Here is a 21,164-nt window from a genome sequence, read left to right on the forward strand (position 1 = left end):
CCACCAGAGCCGATGGTACTGCGGTAACACGTGGGAGAGTAGGTCGGTGCCAAATCTTAAAGAAAGCCGGTAGTTCAAATGACTACCGGCTTTTCTTGTTTATAGTAATTTCAATCCCAATACATCGGTTTATAAGAGCTTATAAATTAGGGCATGTTGTAACAACATAATTGTTTTTCCATCCTTAATTTCCCCAGTTCTGATCATGTCAATTGCTTTTGAAAATGGTAATTCAAGGACTTCTATATGCTCATTCTCTTCCTTTAATCCTCCACCTTCATTTACTTTCATCTCATTCGAATATTCAGCGACAAAGAAGTAAATCAATTCTGTAACTGAACCAGGTGACATATAAGCTTCAAAAACTTTCTCTACCGAAGTTATTCTATAACCTGTTTCTTCTTCAGTTTCTTTTTTAATGCAATCTTCAGCATTGTCCTTGTCAAGTAAACCAGCACAACATTCAATTAGGTAACCTGTTTCATTTCCGTTGAGAAAAGTTGGCATTCGGAATTGCCTAGTAAGTACAACCGTTTTTTGTGCTTTGTTATAAAGAAGTATTGTAGCTCCATTTCCTCTGTCGTATGCTTCTCTTTCCTGTATGGACTTAAAACCATCAGTTCTGGTTATTTCAAAGCTAATTTTCTTTAGTGTATACCAATTATCTGAAAGAATTTCTGTGTTAGTTATTTTTATGATGCTCATATTATTATTTTTTGAGCAAATTAAGTTGTTGGATTGAGGTATTTTTGGAATTTAGAAAAAATGATATTTATATAACCTGATCAATATGCAAATTTTAAATATGAAATAATCTTTTCATATTTAAATGCTAAATAAACGTTCTGTTTTATTAAAAGTGTATAGATTTACAAGGAGAAATTAGATACAAAATGGAGTTTAAACAAAGTACCCAGAAGGATATAGATGCAATTTTCCAACTTTATGATTATGCTACAGATTATCAGGGCGAGGTAGGTATATTAAAGTGGCAGGGATTTGAAAGAAGTATGGTTGAAAAGACCATAGACGAGAAACTTCAATGGCAGATTGTTATTGATGATGAACTAGCCTGTGTTTTTACTTTGACTTTAAATGATCCTTTAATTTGGGAAGAAAAAGATGAAGATCCTGCAATTTATATACACCGTATAGCTACAAATCCAAAGTTTAGAGGTAAACACTTCGTAAAACACATAGTAGCATGGGTAAAAAAGTATGCATTAGAAAATGGAAAGTCGTATGTAAGAATGGATACAGGTAGTGGTAATGAGCGATTGAACAATTATTATGTAAGTTGTGGCTTCAATTATCTTGGAGTAGTAAAACTAAAGCACACAGAAGGGCTTCCAAAACATTACCAAAATGGTTCATTCAGCTTGTTTGAAATAAAGCTAGGCTGATAATTCGAAATTTTATTTTATCTGGAGGGGAGATTATTCCTCTTCCTCCAGATAAATTTCATGGACTAAAAACTTTACGTGCTTAATGGGTTGTAAAAGTTCAGTAATGTCTTCCGAATCGATATGATAGATCGTTTCACCCGCATCTGGAATCTCAGAGTTTGGAATCAGTTCAAAAAACTTTATGGCAAGGTCTGTATCTAATTCTACAAGTTTGATATAATCTACACCGTTTGCTTTCCAGTCCTTTAATATTTGTGCATTAAACTGTACGTAGGGATTCTTATTTTCTTCTTCCATTTTATGCAGAGGGTTTTAATACTAACAGATTATTTATTGAACAGTTCAATGATCTTGCTGTAAGAAAGATCACTATAATCGTTAACATATGCATTGCAAGGAGGAAGTTCTTCTTTAGTATGAGAAGTTAATACTCCGACTACACGCATTCCAGCATTTAAAGCAGCTGATACACCAGAAAATGAATCTTCAAATACCAGGCACTGCTCAGGAGATACCACAAGATTAGCTGCAGAACTTAAATAAACTTCAGGATCTGGTTTATGTTTTTTTACATCTTCACTAGCTAGTACAGAACCTAATTTTTTACGGATATCAATTTTGCTCAATATCAAATCCAGATTGGCATAAGGAGCAGAAGTAGCTACACCCAATTTCACTCCATTATTTTTTAAGTCTGATATAAACTCAACAATACCAGTTATTGGAACAATATGAGGTTCATATATTTTCCTGAAAAGACTTTCTTTTTCCTGTTCAAGTTCTAAAAGTTCATTACCTGTAACAGGACGTTTAAAAAAATGGCTTAAAATATAACTATTACTTTTGCCAAACATATGTTCAGCAAATTCTTCATCAGAAGGTGCTAAATCTCTGGCAGCAAAAAATTCACGAAAGGCAAGAGAGTGGTAAGGGTTTGTATGGCAGATCACGCCATCCATATCAAATATAACTGCAATTTCATTATTCATATGATACAAATTTAGCGAAGTTTATTTGCATTGATGTATGCCCTTAGTTAAAGCTTGGTAAAGAAATGATTTCTAATTAATATTAAACTTTCAGTAATTACTGAAAGTTTAATATTAATTACTATCTTTGGTTATGGAACTAGCAGCAGCGAAACAAAAATTTATTGAAGCCTGGGGTAAATTGGGCTCTGAATGGGGGATTAACCGTACAATGGCCCAGGTGCATGCCTTGTTACTAATTTCTCCTGAAGCATTGACTACAGAACAAATTATGGATGATTTGAGCATCTCCAGAGGTAATGCCAATATGACTTTAAGAGATTTGATTGGCTGGGGATTGGTTGAAAAGCAACATAAGGCAGGCGAGCGTAAAGAATATTTTTATGCTGACAAGGATACCTGGAATATCGCCAGGCAAGTAGCAAAAGAAAGAAGAAAGAGAGAGTTGGATCCGGTATTGAAAATACTTGATGAGTTGTCCAATGTTCAAGGAGATGATAAAGATCCAGAGTTTAATACATTCAGTAAATCTGTTAAGGACATTAATAAACTCGCTAAAAATGTTGATAAAACCTTAGATACCATGTTAAAGGCTGAAGAAAGCTGGTTTTGGGGCTCAATTTTTAAAATGTTCAAATAGGTTTGCATTAATTAATAAGTCATGAAAACGCTTAAAAATCATTTGATTTTATTCGATGAAGAATGTCCGATGTGTAGGATATATACCAGCGCATTTGTAAGTACTGGTCTTTTAGAACAGGATGGACGTGCATCTTATCAGGAACTGCCCATACAAGTTTGTCCGAATGTAGATAGGCAACGTGCAGCAAATGAAATAGCATTGGTAAATCAGGAAACAGGAGAGGTTACTTATGGAATAGAAAGTCTGTTTAAAATATTTGCAATGGTAGTGCCTTTTTTAGGCCCTCTATTTAAGTTTAAGCCTTTTGTATGGTTGATGAGTAAAGTTTATGCTTTTATTGCTTATAACAGAAGGGTGATTGTTCCTCCAGTAAAAGGAGAGGATTTTCAGTATCAACCTAGCTTTAAGTTGCACTATCGAATCATTTATTTGGTTTTTACCTGGTTTGTTACTGCCTGGATACTTTCTGGATATACCAATTTAATGGCAGATATGCTGCCTGCAGGACATGCTTACCGGGAGTATTTTGTTTGTGGGGCACAAATCATTTTTCAGGGAGGAATTGTGTTTCTGGTTAATAAGAAGAAGGTATGGGCTTATTTGGGAAATATGATGACGATCTCTTTCGCAGGGGCATTGTTACTGTTGCCAGCATTGTTAGTGGCTGCATGGCTGAATCTGGATCCTCTGTTTTATGTCTTATGGTTTTTGGCTGTAGCTGGTTTGATGCTGCTGGAGCATATCCGTAGGACTAGACTTTTGAAACTTGGCTGGACTTTAACCTTTACCTGGGTATTGTATCGAGTTGCAGTTTTATTGATCATCTTTTTAATCGCATGAATATGAAATATCATAAAATAGTTTTAGCTGGTGGTAATGGTTATCTTGGAAATGTATTGGCAAATTATTATCGTGACCTGGCTACTGAAGTAATTGTGTTAAGTCGTAAAGCTGCTCCAGTAAATGGAAATATTAAAACAGTCATTTGGAATGGAGTTGATGAAGGTGGGTGGGAACAAGTGTTAGATGGAGCCGAACTCCTGGTAAATCTTTGTGGAAAAAATGTGAATTGCAGGTATACTGAAAAGAATAAAGCAGAGATCATATCTTCTAGAGTCAACCCAACTGTACTTTTAGGAAAAGCAATGGCTAAATTGAATAGGCCTCCTGAACTTTGGATAAATATTACGTCGGCTACTATTTACCGCCATGCGGAGGATCGTCCGCAGGATGAAGATACTGGCGATATTGGTTACGGTTTTTCAATTGATGTTTGCAAGATATGGGAGCAAACCTTCTTTGAAGTAAACACACCATCAACAAGAAAAGTAGCATTACGTATGGGGATAGTTTTGGGTAGGAGTGATGGTGCTTTTCCTCGCCTACTTAACCTGGTGAAATTTGGGTTGGGAGGGAAGCAAGGAGATGGCGAGCAATATGTTTCCTGGATTCATGAGCAGGATGCTGCAAAATGTACTGAATGGCTCATTGAGCACAAAGAATTAAATGGTATAATCAATTGTACTGCAGCGGAGCCAATAAAAAATACAGATTTGATGCGATCTATCCGTAACGCTTATGGTATTCCACTAGGACTGCCATCTCCAGCATGGTTATTGGAGTTGGGAGCAAAGGTTATCGGTACAGAAACTGAACTGATTTTAAAAAGCAGATGGGTATTACCCAAACGCCTTACAGATAGCGGCTATCAGTTTTTATTTAAAAGAATCGATTATGCGATTAAAGACATATTAAGCATTCGTTTATAGACTTGTCGCAATCGCCCCTTCGATATGTCGGCATTACACTGTATTAATTGTTTATAGCTGAGTTATCTTTACAGTACAGTATTGATATTAAATATTTAAGTTATGGAAACGACAAATAAAACAGTTATTACAGTACAAACCACCGTTAATCTACCTGTTGAAAAGGTATGGGAATCATGGACTAAACCAGAGCATATTATCAAATGGAATAGTGCTTCTGAAGATTGGCATACTCCGAAAGCTGAGAATGATTTAAGAGTAGGAGGATCATTTTCATCACGTATGGAGGCAAGGGATGGAAGTTTTGGTTTTGATTTTGGAGGAATATATGATGATGTTAAGACTCATGAAGTTATTGCCTATACGCTTGGTGATGATAGAAAAGTAAAGATCACCTTTGAATCAAATGATCAAGGAACAACAGTTACTGAATCTTTTGATGCTGAAAATGAAAACCCTGTTGAAATGCAAAGGGAGGGATGGCAGTCGATTATGGATAAGTTCAAAAAGTATACAGAAGAATTTTTTATTTCCTAAAATTGTGATGAGTATCAAATAAGGTAATTAGAATTATATATTTGTGTAATAAGAATGGTTAACTTCTTAATATACCCTTGAAAATATATATGCTATGAAAAAGTATACTTTTTTACTCCTGTTATTACTTTCTGTTTCGACTTATGCTCAGAATACCATTAATAATTACAAGTATGTAATGGTGCCAGAGAAATTTAGCTTTTTAAAACAACCCAATCAGTATCGGTTAAATGCGTTAACAAAAGCTTTATTAGAAGATAAAGGTTTTACAGTTTATTATGAAAATGAGCTCCCTCAGGAAATTGCCAATAATAAATGTAGTGCTTTACTTGTTGATATATTGGAGAAAAACGGGATGTTTAGTACCAATCTTACCTTGTTGCTAAAAGATTGTCAGAATAACATTGTCTTTAAAAGTAAAGAGGGGAAGAGCAGAGAAAAAGAGTTTAGCGTATCCTATAACCTTGCTTTAAGAGACGCCTTTACATCGCTTGACGAAACGCCTTATGCTTATGTTCCAAATGCACAAACCAAAGCACAGGCTGTGGTAAGTACACCTGTAGTTGCACAGCCAATCGTAGCAGCACCTGTTGTTAGTCCACCTGTTAATCAAAAACCTGTTGAAAAGGTTGTTTCGGTAGCTTCAGAAAATGCAGCAGGAACACTATATGCACAAGCAACGGCTAATGGATTTCAATTGATAGATACTACTCCTAAAATCGTTCTAACTTTATTTAAGACTTCACAGCCAGATTACTTTATTGGAAGCAATCCTTCTTCAAACGGTATTGTATTTAAAAAGAATGGGGAATGGTTCTTTGAATATTACAAGAGTAATACGCTTACTTCTGAAAAGCTGTTAATTAAGTTTTAATTACTTTTTGAAAGAAAGCTTTCTCTGGAATGCTTAAAATAATTTGGCCAGGCATAATTACCTGGCCAAATTATTTTAAGCATTTTCTAAATCTGCTATGATCAATTTTTTCATTTTCATCATTGCATTCATAGCCCTTTGTCCACGAACAGGATCATTAATCAGTTTAACAATTTCTTTAGGTATGATTTGCCAGCTGATTCCGTATTTATCCGTTAGCCAGCCACAGGCTACTTCATGACCTCCGTTAGAGCTTAGATAAGTCCAATACCTATCGATCTCATCCTGTGTTTCACAAGCTACAACCAATGATATGGCATCATTAAAACCGAATTTATGATCAGCGGAACTGTCCATGGCCATCATTACGAAATCATTGATCTTAAATTGAGCATGTTTTATAAATTCTTCAGAATCACCTTCTCCCTGTTTATAATTTAAGATTCCCTGAATATTTGAATCTGGAAATAGCTGAACATAATCCTGAATAGCTGTTTTAGCCTGACCAGCTTTGTTTCCTGTAAACATTAAAGTTGGGCTGAACTTTTGCAGCGTATCTGCTTTATCTCCTGTATACAATTGCCAGGAAACACCATACTTATCCTCTATCCAACCATATTTAGGGCTCCAATCATACTTGTCAAGAGCCATTAATATTTTTCCTCCATCTAATAATTTATTCCAGTACTGCTCTGTTTCAGCCTCTGATTCACACATCACCATAAATGATATGGATGGGTTCGGGCTGGAAGAAGGTCCATCATTAAGCAACATGAATTTTTGTCCACTTAATTCTATTAATATAACTATATCTGAAGTTTGTAATACTTTTGCACCTCCAAAAGTTTGGATATAAAATTCTGATGCTTCCGCAATTTTACCTTTTATTCCAAGGCATGGATAAATTGAGTTTTTCATAATCGTTTTGCATTAGTGTTTTACTGATATAAATATAGCACTGTTTAACATCACAAAAGCGGTATACGGTCGACAGATAACAGGGGTATATGCGACAAAAACAAAATGTTTTGTGCTATTGTTTTTTATAGAGGGTTTGAGACATTTGCTTTATTCCATCGCTATAACTTGTTGCTTTGATCTGAAAGGTATTTTCAAACTTAGAAGAGTCGAAAATGTAGTCATGATCATATTGATAATACATCTCTACGGTTCCTGCAACTACCTTTTTAAATATGCCTGCCAATTGAAGCATAAACTTATTGATTGTAGAGAAAGAGGGCTTTACTTCATAGATCTGTGCAGCTAATTCAATGAAATCTGTGCCTGTTAATGGAGCAGCTGTTGGTAAATGCCATATCTGATTTCCAGCTTCAGGTGCTTTTCCTAGTAAATACAGGGCTTTGCCCGCGTCAGGAATGTAAGTGAAATTGTGTAATACTTTTGGATTACCAATCCATTGCGCATTATTTCCGTTTGCATACTTATCTAATACCATCATATCCAGGAAGCTGTTCTTAGAGTCTGTACCATAAAAATCTGCAGCTCTTGCAATTGTTGCCTTTATATTTCCTGCTTTTACTTCGTCCATTAATTGGGTCGCTATACGGGCTCTTACCTCTCCCTTTATGCTAATTGGATTGTATGGTGTGGTTTCGAGCATCGGGCCATGTACAAGACCATACATATATACATTGTCAAAAAATATTAACCGGGCCTGTGTTTCACTAGCGGCATTAATTAGATTCTGCATAATAATTGGCCATTGCTGTTGCCAAATTTGTTTATCATAAATTAATCCTGCACACATATAAATAACTAATGATCCTTTTGTAGCTTGTAAAACTTCTTTGTAATTTAATAGATCAGCCTTATACCAGGCAACATTCAGACCCGATGTTTTTATTGGCCTGCGACTTACCAATCGAATGTTTTCCTGAGGATTGTGTTGAAGTAGTTCTTTTGTTATTGCATTGGCTGTTGGTCCGCCTGCTCCTAATATGGTATACATAGTTTTATGTTTTTGTATAGTGCAAACTTATGTGATGAACGCAGGTTAAGTTGTTAACAAAAGATAAGAAATTATGAATTTATTGATGAGGGTTGAAATACAGTTCTTTTTCTGATACGTGATAATGAAACAGGTGTTATGCCTAGATAATTAGCGACGTAGTGCTGTGGTACCCTTTGCATAATATCAGGATCCGTTTTCAGCATTTTTAAGTACCGCTCTTCTGGAGTGTCTAAAATAAAAGAAGAGATCCGATCTTCATAGCAGCAAATGTAATGCTCTGCAACTAAGCGTCCGAAACGTTCCATTTTATATGCCAAAAGTGGATGGTTGAGCATTTGTTTCATATTATTATAAGAAATAATGATGAACTCAGTTTCTTCAAGTGCTTGTATGTAGCCTGTGCCAGGGCTCCTTGTTACATAGCTTTTATAAGAGCTAACAAAATCGTTCTCGAAGCTGAAATAACCAGTGATTTCTGTGCCGTCTTTAATGTGGTAATACCGAACAGAGCCATTGACAACAAATCCTATATGATCACAGATTTTACCACTAACTGCAAAATGATCTTTCTTTTTAAGCGCCTTGAACTCAATGAACTTTTTAAGGATTTCCCATTCTGTATCTTCAAAAGTCACATAAGTAGCCATTCCAGTGCGGAATGTTTGTAAGGATGTACCAGTTATATGGGGAGTAGTCATTGCAGATTGAGTTAAAATTAGATGAAGATTCTTGTTCCGGAAAAACTTTTCCTAAACTCTTTTGGTGTACATCCCTTTTTCTTTTTAAATATTCTGTTAAAATTTGAGATGTTGTTGAAACCGCAATTATAAGCTATTTCGGCGGCAGTTTGAGTTGTATCTATCAGCATCCTGGACGAATGACCTATTCTAATATCATTTAAACTATCAATAAACGTTTTCCCGGTTCTTGCTCTAATAAATCTACTAAATGAACTTTCTGGCATATTAGCTACTTTCGAAACATCTGCAAGACTAATGCTTTTGGCATAATTGGTATTCATGTATTCAAAAGCTTTTTCAATTCTGCGGCTATTATAATTAAACTGACTGTTGTCAAATGCAGAATCAGATAGTGTTTTCATGTCCTTTGATATGGATAAGTCATGAAGTATAGAAAATAATTCGAGAACTGAGTCAAAGCCTGTTTTTTTGTCCAAGCCTAAAATTCTATCTTTTAGCTGGTGGACTGTTTCTCTGGAAAATAAAATCCCACTCTGGGCTCTGTCAAACATATTTCTTATGAAGCTTAGCTGGTTTCTTTTCAGCAGGCGGTCGTCCAGCAGCTCTTTATGAAACTGTATGGTTAACTCTTGAATTTTACCACTGGTACATTGATGAGTAAACCAGGCATGTGATAAATTGGGTCCGATAAGTACCAGTTCCAGATCTCCAATAACATCAATATGGTCACCAACTATTCTCCGGGCCCCAGGCGCATTGATGATAAAGTTAAGCTCATATTCTTCATGGTAATGCAAGGGGAAATCAAACTCTTTCTTTACTCTTGAAAACAAAGTAAAACAATCACTTTGTGTTAAAGGAGTGATTTCTCTGATGATATTATTGCTCATTTTAATATGCCTGTTAAAAATGTACTATAAATATTGACCGTTTGTTTCCCTTGGAAATAGATAAATTGAAATCCAAAATAGCATTTATTTTGACAAATACTTAATGATGACGATATTTTATAGCCCAAATAGTGATGATAACTAACTAGATATGCCGTCGTTTATCTGTGGAACCTCTATAAGTATAAAGATTGTAATTTATGTACAATTAAAATAATGGAGGGTGATATCTGATTATTTGTATGATTAAATGTTAAAATAGTATTAAGTTAAAGGTTTCGTTACGCCTAAATTTGTTATAACCAATGTAAACTAAATCTTATGAAACGAACTTTCTACTTGAAATTATTCAACAGTTTTTTTCTTTGCTGCTTTGCCTGTTTAGCTTTTGCGCAACAAAGACAGGTTGGGGGACAGGTAACGGATAGTAAAAATATGCCTGTTCCTGGGGCAACTATTAGCATTTCTGACACTAAAACAAGTGTGCAAAGTGATGCCAATGGTAATTTTAATATTCTGGTTCCCGACGGTTTTCAAACACTTGTGATAAAGTATCTGGGTATGGATACTAAAACTGTAAAACTAACATCGGGACAGAAAACTGTAAAAGTGGTTTTAGATGAGGCTTCCAGTGCTTTGGACGAAGTTGTTGTTGTGGGCTATGGAACTGTAAAACGTAGAGACTTAACAGGGTCGGTAGCTTCTATAAAAGGCAGCGATTTGTTAAAGACTGTACCAATAAGTATAAATGAAGCTTTACAAGGACAGCTTTCAGGAGTTGAGGTGCAACGCAATGACGGCGCTCCAGGTGCTGGTATCAGCATACAGATCAGAGGTGCCAACTCATTTGCAAGTAGTACAGAACCATTGTATGTAATTGATGGTATACCGTTTAATGCGGCAGCTACTCCTGTAAATGAAGCAAGTGAAATGAACCAAACCATTAATCCATTAGCCACCCTAAACCCAGAAGATATCGAAACTATTGATATCCTGAAAGATGCTTCCTCAACGGCAATTTATGGTTCCAGAGGTGCTAATGGAGTTGTGCTTATTACAACAAAGAGTGGTAAAGCCGGAGAAGATAAAATAGAGTTTTCTGTTAATACATCCTATAATACTATCGCTAAAAAAATTAAGCTGCTGGATGCTTATGATTATGCAACATTCCAGAATGAGGCCTATGCAAATCAGAACTTGTATGAAGGTACAAACAAACAGTTGCCTTATAGAGGAGAGATGATGACTGATCCTGCAACAGGTGGGACTTATTTGAATCCTGCACCGATTGATTTTAGAAATGGATATAATGGCGGGGGAACAAATTGGCAAGATAAAATTTTCAGAAATGTAATGACCAGTACTTATTCTCTAAGGGTTTCTGGAGGAAATGCAAAAGGAACCTATGCTTTTTCGGGGAACTATGTTGATCAGCCAGGGGTGATTGTCGGTTCAGGGTTTAAAAGGATTGGTACACAGATAAACCTGAACAGAAAAGTTCATAATTGGGTTGAGATTGGAACAAATACCAATATTTCAAGAACAACCTATAATTTGTCGAAGACAAATGCCGATAACTTTAGTTCAAATGTTTTGAATTCTGCATTACATTATCCATCAACTTTACCTGTTTTTGATCCGGCCTTAGAATCGGGATCTTCTGAATTAGATTGGTTTTCAGCAAATCCATTTACTTATGTAAGTAAAGCTAAAGATGTGACACAGTCTTTTGGATTGTATTCATCTACCTATGCAAAACTGAATATTAATGAATTTCTAAATTTTCGCCAGAATGTAGGGTTTAATATCAATCAAAATAACAGAGATATTTATTATGGAAGATATTTGATGGAAGGAAAAGCACCTAAGAATGGCATCGCATCAAAAGCTGACGATCAATGGCAGGGAATGACCTTAGAATCCATTTTAACCTTCAATAAATCATTTCAGAACAAACATAATCTGAATGCTACAGGGGTGTTTGCATACGAGACAGGGAGGTATTCTGGTAAATCTGTAACGGTTAAGAATTTTCCAAATGATATTCTGGAAGACAATGATATCTCAGCAGGTTTAGACAGGCCGGTATTAAAGAGCCGTAAAGGTGATAATACTTTGTTGTCTTTTTTAGGTAGAGTAATGTATAATTATTCGGGTAAGTATTTTGCCACTGCCTCATTAAGGAGAGATGGTTCGAGTAAGTTTGCTCAGAAACATAAATATGGTTTTTTCCCTTCATTTGATGCGGCCTGGCTGATTTCGGAAGAGGAATTCATCAAAAATAAATCTGTGATAAGCAATCTTAAACTAAGAGCCAGTTATGGTAAAACAGGTAATCAATCGATCAGTTCATATCAGACTTTAGATAGATTAAGCAGTACCAATGCAGTTGTAAATGGTACACTGGTCAGTGGTTTTTCTAATGGAAATCCGACTGATCCAAACTTAAAATGGGAAACTACCAGTGCGTCTGACATAGGATTAGATTTAGGACTGTTTCAGAATAGGTTGACATTGACTGCTGATGTCTACTATAAAAAAACTGAGAACCTGTTACAGAATTTACTGATTCCACTCAGTACAGGTTCTAGTTCTTATTTAACCAATTATGGTACAGTGACTAATAAGGGGTTAGAGCTGGCCGTAAATGCTGCTATATTTAGAGAAAGGTCTTTCAATTGGAATGTGAATGCCAATATATCTTTTAATCGCAATAAAATTTCTGGCTTAAATGGCGACCAGTTTGCACGTCGCTTATGGAGTGGAATAGATCAGGTATTTATACAAAGAAACGACTTGCCAATTGGAGCAATTCTGGGATATGTTGAAGATGGTTTTTATGATAATGAGGCAGAAGTAAGGGCTGATCCTGCCTTTGCGAATTTGGGTGACCCAGTGATCAGATCGATGATTGGAGAACGGAAGTATAAAAATATGGATAACGATAAAACCAGTATCAGTACTACTGATCGGGTTATTATTGGAAATACCAATCCTGATTATACTTTTGGAATTACCAATAACTTTCAATACAAGAAGTTTAATCTGAGTATTTTTATTCAGGGTGTTCAGGGAAAGGATATTATCAATTCAAACCTATTGTCTAACAAAATGGCACAAACAGGTAATGTCACACAAGAATCCTGGGATAACCGCTGGACGCCAGATAATTTCCAGAATGCAAAATGGCCTAAAGCAAATTCATCTTTCGACAGGAGGTTGTATTTCTCGGATAAGATCATAGAAGATGGCTCATATGTCCGTCTTAAAAATATCAATTTCGGATATACATTTAACAATCCTTTTAAAGGTCTGGCCTCTGTAAATGTGTATGGAAACGTTTCTAATTTAATCACCATTACCAATTACAGTTGGTATGATCCAGATATAAATTCCTTTGCAAGCGATCCGGCAAGCAGAGGTGTGGATCTAAATGCCTATCCAACAAGCAGAACCTTTACCGTAGGAATTAAAACTATTTTTTGATAAAAATATATAGTGATGAAAAGACTTAAGACTATAATATTCATTGCAATCGCAGCGTTGGGCCTGGGATCTTGTAAAAAGGCATTGGTGGAAACACCTTATGATTTTATTAACCCCGGACAACTGGGTACAACAGAAGCAGATGCAAAATTGTATGTAAATGGAGCTTTGAATGCCATTAATGGAGGCAACATGTTTCAATACGGCGCTTTTCCAAAAGTGCTTGAATTGGATCATGATGATATTACTGGCCCTGATTGGGGGATGGGTGATTTTGGAGCAGGGAACTTTACTGCTTTCTGGGGCATTAATACCATGTGGAGCGGTCCTTATACTTTAATTAAAAGATCAAACTTTGGTATTTATAAGATTACGCCAATGGGCTTTGATGAGAAAGCAAAAAACAACGCACTTGGACAACTGAACTTTCTAAAAGCATGGGGGTATTTTTTACTTGTTCGCGCTTATGGAGATGTTCCTCTTTATAAAATAGCTCTGGAAGAAGGGGCTGCTCCACAAATGCCACGTGCTCCTATAAAGGAGGTTTATGAGTATATTATTGAAACATTAAAATTAGCTGAGAGTCAATTGTACTCTGTCAAAGATGGGAAATATGAAATTGGCCGGATTAGTAAGGGAGCTGCAAGTACTTTGCTGGCTAAAGTTTACTTACAAATGGCTTCCGGAGCTTTGCCTGGTGCACAGATTACAGTAATGACTGGCCCTGCATTAAGGACTGTCGGAACTTCAAAAGTAAGAGTTGCAATGCCCGTTCCGATGACCTTTACAAAAAACGTAGTAGCAGGGTATGAAGGTTTTGATGCTAAAGCTTATTTTAAGTTGGCAAGAGATAAGGCAATGGAGGTTATTACCAGTGGCGACTATGATTTGTATCCAACTTATATGGATACATGGAAACTAGCTAATAGAAATAAGCTGGAGCATATTTGGTCGTTACAAGCTTTAAGTGGTGATGAAGAACTGGGAAATACGATTTCTAAAGAATACCTCGGTGTATTAAAAACCGCAATGCAAAATATTTCACTCGATGCTCCTCAAACATTAAGTGGAAGATGGTATGGAGTAAGAGATCATTGGTATGAACTATTTGAACCTGAAGATCAGCGGATCACTGATGGTATTTTACATCGCTGGCAGGATGCAAATGGGTTTTACCGATTTTTTCCGGGTAAGTTCTCCGATATTGTAAAAGGCGTAGATGTATCTCCAACGGCTTTAGCCATCAAGGCACGCTATGGTTTTCAGTCGAGCGATAGTTATGTAGCCAACTCTTTTCATATCGGCATGCTCAGGAAGTTTGCAGGGGTTACCGATCCAACAATAGACCGTCAGGATTTTGCTTTTCCTTTTTTAAGGTACGCAGATGTATTATTGATGTTTGCTGAGGCAGATAATGAATACAATAATGGACCTACAACAGATGCTTATACTTATCTGAATAAAGTGAGGTTAAGGAGTAACGCTTCAGAGGCAAAGAACTTAAATCTGGAGAGTTTCCGTTCAATGGTTATAGAAGAAAGAAGACGTGAACTAGCTTCTGAAGGGAATAGGCGATGGGATTTGATCCGCTGGGGAATTTATTTGCAGGTGATGAATGCTGTGGATATTGATGAAAATAACGTGCTTAAACGTAGACAGGAGAGACACTTGTTATATCCTATTCCTTTGGATGAGTTGAGTGCTAATAAATTAATCACAGGCAATAATAAAGGTTGGTAATTATTAAATTCATAAGGTTATGAAAATAAAAGTATTAAACAGTATATCATTGGCCATTGTGTTTGTTATGACCGGCCTATTATCCTGTAAAAAGGATAAGGTTGAATCTTGCACTGGAATACCTGGAATTACAAAGGTTTCTACAACACTAAACCGTGAAGATGGAAAAGATAAAGGAAATTTATCTGATTGGATTATTATACAGGGTACAAATCTGTGCGATGTAAACAGCATATCATTCAATAACATTGAGGCAGATTTAAAAAGTGCTTTTATCGAAGCGAATGAAGTAACTATCAAAGTACCTAGAGGAGTGCCTTCTGATGTTAACAACAAGATCATCCTGAAAACGAAAAACGGGACTGCTGAATATGGTTATACCATTGTTATCCCAGCTTTAGAGGTGTCGAGGATGTTAAATGAATATACACCTGCTGGCGAAACCATGGTTATCCTTGGCAAAAATTTCGATTTGTATGAAATCAATAAGACAGATGGGAAAGTGATTTTTGGAACTACTGAGGTTAATATTGAACGTGCAAGTGCTGATTCAATATATTTCAAAGTACCTGTTAATGCAGCAGTGAACTCCGTTATAAAGTTAAAGGACAAGAGAAATACGGTAACCCCTGTTCCTGGTTTTTATAGAGATAACAGAGGGATAATTTATGACATGGAAACAGCTGGTGATTATTGGAATTCCGCTGTATTGGTACGTCAGGATGGTCCGTTGCCAACACCAGTTGCTTCGAAATACGCATATTGGAAAGGAAATTATACAGCCTGGGGATGGAATGAGGCATTTCATATTGTCAGTAATCCTAAATTGGGTGATCATAATGTGGTCGGCTCTTCCAACAATTATACGATTAAGTTTGAATTGAATGTATTAGATACCTGGAAAGGGAGCAATATTAAAATAAAACTAATGGATATTACCTACACTTGGGTACCACCTTCAGGTTTTCCTGTAACAACCAAGGGCTGGGAAACCGTAAGTATTCCTTTAAATGTATTTAAAGTGAGCAATGTTCCGATTACTATAAGCCCAACACAGGCTGCCACAGCTAAAGAGCTTAGAATTTATATTCATGGTGCAACTGTCGAAAGTTTGAATATGGCCATTGATAATTTTAGAATTGTACCGAATGACTAAACTATATTTATTACCCTCTATTTTGTTCTTTTTGCTGGGTGCAGCTCATTTATGTGTTGCCCAGCAGAAGGTTCTTTCTAATAAAAAAGCTACTGATGAAGCTCAAAACCTATATCTGAATATGGATAGGTTAATGCAGAAAGGTGTGATGTTTGGGCATCAGGATGATTTAGCTTATGGCGTAAAATGGAAATATGAATCAGGGAGGAGTGATGTTAAAGATGTTGTAAATGATTACCCTGCGGTATTTGGATGGGACATTGCGGGACTGGAATCTGATCGTGATAAAAATATTGATGGTGTCCCTTTTTCTAAAATGAAAGCATATATAAAGTGGGTGTACGACAATGGGGGTATAAATACGATTAGCTGGCATATGCAAAATCCCTTGACCAAAGGTTCGGCCTGGGATACAACAAGAACTGTGTCTGCCATATTACCAGGGGGGGCACAACATGGTTTATACAGAAGCTGGTTGGATAAAGCAGCAGTTTTTCTTGATCATTTAAAAGGGAGTGATGGCAAAAGTATTCCTATTCTTTTCAGACCCTTTCATGAATTGAATGGATTTTGGTTTTGGTGGGGCGGCAGACATGCTACCAAGCAAGAATATATCAGATTATGGCAATTTACGGTTGCATATCTGCGTGATGAAAAAAAGTTACATCATCTGATTTACGTATACAATACCAATAGTTTTGCTACCCGGGAAGAATTTATGGAAAAATATCCCGGGGATGAATTCACAGACATGATGAGCTTCGATTCCTATTGCTTTGCTGCGTCAAATGCCTCGGAAGAACAAATAAAACAAGCATCAGCCAAGTTTAATAAGTCTTTGAAGCATAACCTTGAAATTTTACGTACAGAAGCTAAAAGACACAATAAGATACCAGCTTTAGCAGAAACTGGATTTGAGGGAATACCTGATAAATCATGGTGGACAAATACTTTGCTTGATGCTTTAAAGCAATATCCGGTTTCCTATGTATTGTTATGGCGTAACCATGGCTGGCAAAAATCAACCCAAAGGGATCATTACTATGCCCCATACAAGGGGCAGGTTTCGGCCGATGATTTTAAAATTTTTTATAAGAATAAAGCTACGCTGTTTAAAAATGAAATAGCAAAAGAATCTATGTATCAGCTAACAAAGTAAAAATGGCAGTACTTAAATTAAAAGAAAAGATAGGATACGGTTTTGGTGATTTTGCATCCTCCATGTTTTGGAAAATGTTTTCCATGTACCTGCTGTTTTTTTATACTGATGTATTCGGAATATCGGCAGCGGTAGTGGGTACAATGTTTCTGATCACGCGTATCTGGGATACCGCTTTAGACCCAATTATTGGAATAATAAGTGATCGGACAGATACTAAATGGGGTAAATTCAGACCCTATCTACTTTGGGTAGCCATTCCTTTTGGTATGATTGGTATTCTGACTTTTAGTACTCCGGAGCTTTCACAAAGTGGTAAAGTGATTTATGCATACATCACTTATACTTTAATGATGATGGTTTATTCTGCTATAAATGTACCTTATGCATCTTTAATGGGAGTTATGACTCCGGACATTAAGTCGCGCACAACTCTATCTACCTTCCGTTTTATTTTTGCTTTTGCAGGGAGTATTTTGGTACTTGCTACTGCAGAACCCCTGGTCGCCCTGTTGGGTAAAACAAATGATGGTATTGATCTACAAAGTGGTTGGCAAATGACCATTGTTATTTATGCCATTATCGCCTCGGTATTGTTTTACCTAACTTTTGCCTGGACACGCGAAAGGGTCAAACCTCCAATGAGTCAAAAAACGTCTTTAAAAGCCGACTTGAAAAACCTGGCAACTAATAAGCCATGGTTTATATTACTCGGTGCAGGAGTGTGTACATTAATTTTTAATTCTCTAAGAGATGGCTCGGCTATTTATTATTTTAAATACTATTTCAACCGTCAGGAAGCATTTACAATTCCATTATCAGACCTGAGTATTAATTACAGCACTTTATATCTGGTTTTGGGGCAGGCGGCCAACATTGTAGGCGTAGTGCTTGCTAAGCCTGTTTCGGATCGAATTGGAAAGAAAAATACATTTATGTATGCCATGATTGTAGCTGCAGTTTTAAGTTGCATGTTCTTTACGTTTGGAGAAAACGATCTGTTTCTGATTTTCTTTTTCCAATTTTTAATCAGCATCTGTGCAGGTAGTGTATTTCCTTTACTGTGGTCTATGTATGCTGATATAGCAGATTATTCAGAATGGAAAACAGGACGTAGAGCTACTGGATTAATTTTTTCATCCTCTTCAATGTCGCAAAAACTAGGTTGGACATTGGGTGGAGCACTTACTGGATGGATGCTTGCTTTTTACGGTTTTGAAGCCAATGTAGCACAAACGGAAGAAGCCAGAACGGGAATACGGTTAATGCTGAGTTTTATTCCTGCAGCAGGCGCTGTGTTGTCAGCCATATTTATCATTTTTTATAAACTAAGTGATGCTTTTATGATTAAAGTAAGTGATGAGCTTGAAGAGAGAAGATTAAAAGAAAATGTTGATCATTTATCCTAACATTAATACCGAATTAAATGAAATTTAAAGAGAAGTTGAATCAACTGTTTAAAGCATATGAAACTTTAGTATCTAAGGTGAATGAGCCATCTACTATCGATAATGGCGTTTTTAAACGATATAAGTATCCTGTATTAACAGCAGCTCATATTCCTGTTTTCTGGAAGTATGATTTGGATCAAAATAACAATCCTTATCTGATGGAAAGGATAGGAGTAAATGCAACCTTTAATGCAGGAGCCATAAAATTTAAGGATAAATACCTGCTGATTGTTAGGGTAGAGGCCAGTGATCGTAAGTCATTTTTTGCAATAGCGGAGAGTGATAATGGTATAGATAATTTTAGGTTCAGGGAATATCCAATCAATCTTCCTGTAAATGCTGGAGCAGACACAAATGTGTATGATATGCGTATTACCTTACATGAAGATGGTTATTATTATGGGCTATTTTGTACGGAACAACGCGATCCGGAAGCACATGAGTATGACCAGTCGGCAGCAATAGCTCAATGCGGAATTGTCCGTACGCTTGATTTTGAGTATTGGGAGCGCCTACCTGATCTTAAGACACCTTCGGCTCAACAAAGGAATGTAGTTTTACACCCGGAGTTTTATAAAGGAAAATATGCCTTATACACTCGTCCGCAAGACAGCTTTATTGAAGCTGGACATGGAGGAGGTATTGGATTTTCACTGTGTGAAAGTATGGAAAATGCTATTATTGGTGAGGAATATATTCTGGATAAGAAGGCGTATCATACTGTTTATGAGTTAAAGAATGGGCAGGGACCAGCTCCAATCAAAACAATTAAGGGATGGTTGCATCTTGCACATGGAGTAAGAAACACAGCCGCGGGACTTCGTTATGTGCTTTATATGTTTATGACAGACCTGAACGATCTTACTAAAATTATCCATAAACCGGGCGGGTATTTTATAGCACCGGAGGGAGAAGAACGAATTGGAGATGTCTCTAATGTTGTTTTTTGCAATGGCTGGATTGTAAATGGTGAGGAAGTATTTATTTATTATGCATCTTCCGACACGCGTATGCATGTGGCTACTTCTACAATAAGTCAGCTACTTGATTATGTGATGAATACTCCTGAGGACGGGTTTAGTTCCGGAGAAACCTTAAAGACCTTTTATAATCAGATAGAAAAAAATTTATTAATATTGGATAAAGTACCTACTGGTGATTAGTATGCTATGATTGATATCTGTAATGATGTAGAAAAGGCATTGGCTGATATTTTAAGCTACTGGACGAATAAAATGCCTGATCAGGTCAATGGTGGTTTTATCGGAAAAATAGATGTATTTGAACAATTAGATCTTGAGGCACCTAAAGGTGCCGTTTTGAATGCGAGGATATTATGGGCTTTTTCAGCTGCATTCATTCATACGCATAACCCGGTATACAAAGAAATGGCAGATCGGGCCTATAGATATATTATAAACCATTTTATAGATGGAAAATTCGGTGGAGTTTACTGGACTGTAACTTCGGAAGGAAAACCTTTAGAGACTAAAAAGCAGATTTATGCTTTGTCGTTTACAATATATGGTCTTGCTGAATATTATAAAATAACTCAGGATGAGGATGTATTGGAGGCTGGTGTAAAGCTTTTTAATGCAATAGAAACTCATAGTTTTGATAAAGATAGAGGAGGTTATTTTGAAGCATTTAACAGAGATTGGTCTCCAATGGAGGATCTACGCTTAAGTCGGAAAGATGTAAATGAGAAGAAGACCATGAATACTCATCTACACATTCTTGAAGCATATACTAATTTATACAAAGTAAATAAAGATGAGCAAGTACATGTTAAAATAAAAGGGTTGTTGGATAGTTTTTACAAACATATCATCAATCCCGAAACAATGCACCTTAACTTATTTATGAATGAAGAATGGCAGGTATCAGGTTCGGGAATATCTTATGGTCATGATATTGAAGCTTCCTGGCTTTTACTCGAAGCAGCCCAGTTATTGGGTGAACAGCCGTTAATTAATCAATTTAAAGAATTGGCGATCAGATTAACAGAAGCTGCAGTTCAGGGATTGGAAAAGGATGGCTCCTTGATTTACGAATACTTTCCTGAAAGTGGCAAGTTTAATAAAGAAAGACATTGGTGGGTACAAGCAGAGGCTTTGGTAGGTTTTTTAAATGCCTGGGAACTTACTGGCAAACAAGAATATTTTAATTACTTTAGCTCATGCTGGAGATTTATAAATCAATACATTATCGATAAAGAAGAGGGAGAGTGGTTTTGGGGAGTAGATGAAGATTTATTGATTATGAAAGGAGAGGATAAGGCCGGGTTGTGGAAATGCCCTTATCATAATGCCCGTGCTTGTATTGAAATTTTAAATAGACTGCTGAATAAAAGAATACCCAGCCAACCTCACTAAACTGTAAATTATAACC

The 21,164-nt window shown here is 36.4% G+C and carries 20 protein-coding genes; 13 read left to right on the forward strand and 7 right to left on the reverse strand.

Translation table 11 applies throughout. The annotated features are described in order from the left end of the window. Nucleotides 1-129: 129 nt before the first annotated feature. Nucleotides 130-705 (reverse strand): GDP-mannose pyrophosphatase NudK, encoded by a 576-nt coding sequence (nudK, locus tag WC623_RS15880; RefSeq protein WP_372852817.1) that lies wholly within the window; start codon nt 703-705, stop codon nt 130-132. Between the two features lie 188 nt (nt 706-893). Here nudK and WC623_RS15885 point away from each other — a divergent pair, with 188 nt between their 5' ends. After that, entirely contained in the window at nt 894-1,403 is a 510-nt protein-coding gene (locus WC623_RS15885; protein ID WP_372852819.1) for a GNAT family N-acetyltransferase, read from the forward strand. 33 nt (nt 1,404-1,436) lie between these two features. Here the strand turns inward: WC623_RS15885 and WC623_RS15890 are convergent, their stop codons facing one another. Beyond that, nucleotides 1,437-1,703 carry a hypothetical protein gene (locus tag WC623_RS15890; RefSeq protein WP_372852821.1) on the reverse strand — a complete coding sequence of 89 codons (267 nt, stop codon included), beginning with the start codon at nt 1,701-1,703 and terminating at the stop codon, nt 1,437-1,439. Nucleotides 1,704-1,732: 29 nt separating this feature from the next. Beyond that, the gene (locus WC623_RS15895) at nt 1,733-2,395 is read right to left on the reverse strand and encodes an HAD family hydrolase (protein WP_372852823.1); all 663 of its coding nucleotides are present in this window, start codon (nt 2,393-2,395) and stop codon (nt 1,733-1,735) included. Between the two features lie 133 nt (nt 2,396-2,528). On the opposite strand from WC623_RS15895, the gene WC623_RS15900 reads away from it, so the two are divergent. From WC623_RS15900 to WC623_RS15920, 5 genes are all read left to right on the forward strand, one after another. Continuing rightward, on the forward strand, nt 2,529-3,035 hold the full coding sequence (locus WC623_RS15900) for a GbsR/MarR family transcriptional regulator (RefSeq protein WP_372852825.1): 507 nt from the start codon (nt 2,529-2,531) through the stop codon (nt 3,033-3,035). A gap of 21 nt (nt 3,036-3,056) precedes the next feature. Beyond that, on the forward strand, nt 3,057-3,878 hold the full coding sequence (locus WC623_RS15905) for a DUF393 domain-containing protein (protein ID WP_372852827.1): 822 nt from the start codon (nt 3,057-3,059) through the stop codon (nt 3,876-3,878). 2 nt (nt 3,879-3,880) lie between these two features. Then, nucleotides 3,881-4,807 (forward strand): TIGR01777 family oxidoreductase, encoded by a 927-nt coding sequence (locus WC623_RS15910; protein ID WP_372852829.1) that lies wholly within the window; start codon nt 3,881-3,883, stop codon nt 4,805-4,807. Nucleotides 4,808-4,909: 102 nt separating this feature from the next. Beyond that, complete coding sequence (locus WC623_RS15915; protein WP_372852831.1) at nt 4,910-5,344, forward strand: SRPBCC family protein; 435 nt, start codon at nt 4,910-4,912, stop codon at nt 5,342-5,344. 94 nt (nt 5,345-5,438) lie between these two features. Continuing rightward, on the forward strand, nt 5,439-6,218 hold the full coding sequence (locus tag WC623_RS15920; protein ID WP_372852833.1) for a hypothetical protein: 780 nt from the start codon (nt 5,439-5,441) through the stop codon (nt 6,216-6,218). A 75-nt stretch (nt 6,219-6,293) separates the two neighbouring features. Here WC623_RS15920 and WC623_RS15925 read toward each other — a convergent pair whose 3' ends face one another. From WC623_RS15925 to WC623_RS15940, 4 genes are all read right to left on the reverse strand, one after another. Beyond that, nucleotides 6,294-7,136: a VOC family protein gene (locus WC623_RS15925; protein WP_372852835.1), complete on the reverse strand. Its 843-nt coding sequence runs from the start codon at nt 7,134-7,136 to the stop codon at nt 6,294-6,296. Nucleotides 7,137-7,251: 115 nt separating this feature from the next. Beyond that, nucleotides 7,252-8,187, reverse strand: a complete 936-nt coding sequence (locus tag WC623_RS15930; RefSeq protein WP_372852837.1) for an NAD-dependent epimerase/dehydratase family protein — start codon at nt 8,185-8,187, stop codon at nt 7,252-7,254. Nucleotides 8,188-8,258: 71 nt separating this feature from the next. After that, a complete protein-coding gene (locus tag WC623_RS15935; protein WP_372852839.1) occupies nt 8,259-8,888 on the reverse strand; it encodes a Crp/Fnr family transcriptional regulator in 630 nt (209 codons plus the stop codon). Nucleotides 8,889-8,905: 17 nt separating this feature from the next. Then, a complete protein-coding gene (locus WC623_RS15940) occupies nt 8,906-9,781 on the reverse strand; it encodes an AraC family transcriptional regulator (protein WP_372852841.1) in 876 nt (291 codons plus the stop codon). 321 nt (nt 9,782-10,102) lie between these two features. Here WC623_RS15940 and WC623_RS15945 point away from each other — a divergent pair, with 321 nt between their 5' ends. Genes WC623_RS15945 through WC623_RS15975 form a run of 7 tightly spaced genes read left to right on the forward strand, consistent with a single transcriptional unit; the run spans nt 10,103 to nt 21,148 of the window. Next, the gene (locus WC623_RS15945) at nt 10,103-13,267 is read left to right on the forward strand and encodes a SusC/RagA family TonB-linked outer membrane protein (protein ID WP_372852843.1); all 3,165 of its coding nucleotides are present in this window, start codon (nt 10,103-10,105) and stop codon (nt 13,265-13,267) included. Between the two features lie 15 nt (nt 13,268-13,282). Continuing rightward, nucleotides 13,283-15,007, forward strand: a complete 1,725-nt coding sequence (locus WC623_RS15950) for a RagB/SusD family nutrient uptake outer membrane protein (RefSeq protein WP_372852846.1) — start codon at nt 13,283-13,285, stop codon at nt 15,005-15,007. A gap of 19 nt (nt 15,008-15,026) precedes the next feature. Next, the gene (locus WC623_RS15955) at nt 15,027-16,163 is read left to right on the forward strand and encodes a glycan-binding surface protein (RefSeq protein ID WP_372852848.1); all 1,137 of its coding nucleotides are present in this window, start codon (nt 15,027-15,029) and stop codon (nt 16,161-16,163) included. Further along, nucleotides 16,156-17,322 carry a glycoside hydrolase family 26 protein gene (locus tag WC623_RS15960; RefSeq protein WP_372852850.1) on the forward strand — a complete coding sequence of 389 codons (1,167 nt, stop codon included), beginning with the start codon at nt 16,156-16,158 and terminating at the stop codon, nt 17,320-17,322. Before WC623_RS15955 ends, WC623_RS15960 begins: the two co-directional genes overlap by 8 nt. A 2-nt stretch (nt 17,323-17,324) precedes the next feature. Continuing rightward, the gene (locus WC623_RS15965) at nt 17,325-18,731 is read left to right on the forward strand and encodes an MFS transporter (RefSeq protein WP_372852852.1); all 1,407 of its coding nucleotides are present in this window, start codon (nt 17,325-17,327) and stop codon (nt 18,729-18,731) included. A gap of 17 nt (nt 18,732-18,748) precedes the next feature. Continuing rightward, entirely contained in the window at nt 18,749-19,936 is a 1,188-nt protein-coding gene (locus WC623_RS15970) for a glycosidase (protein WP_372852854.1), read from the forward strand. Between the two features lie 6 nt (nt 19,937-19,942). Beyond that, nucleotides 19,943-21,148 carry an AGE family epimerase/isomerase gene (locus WC623_RS15975; protein WP_372852856.1) on the forward strand — a complete coding sequence of 402 codons (1,206 nt, stop codon included), beginning with the start codon at nt 19,943-19,945 and terminating at the stop codon, nt 21,146-21,148. Nucleotides 21,149-21,164: the final 16 nt, after the last annotated feature.

The organism is Pedobacter sp. (assembly GCF_041645105.1).
Taxonomy (GTDB): Bacteria; Bacteroidota; Bacteroidia; order Sphingobacteriales; family Sphingobacteriaceae; genus Pedobacter.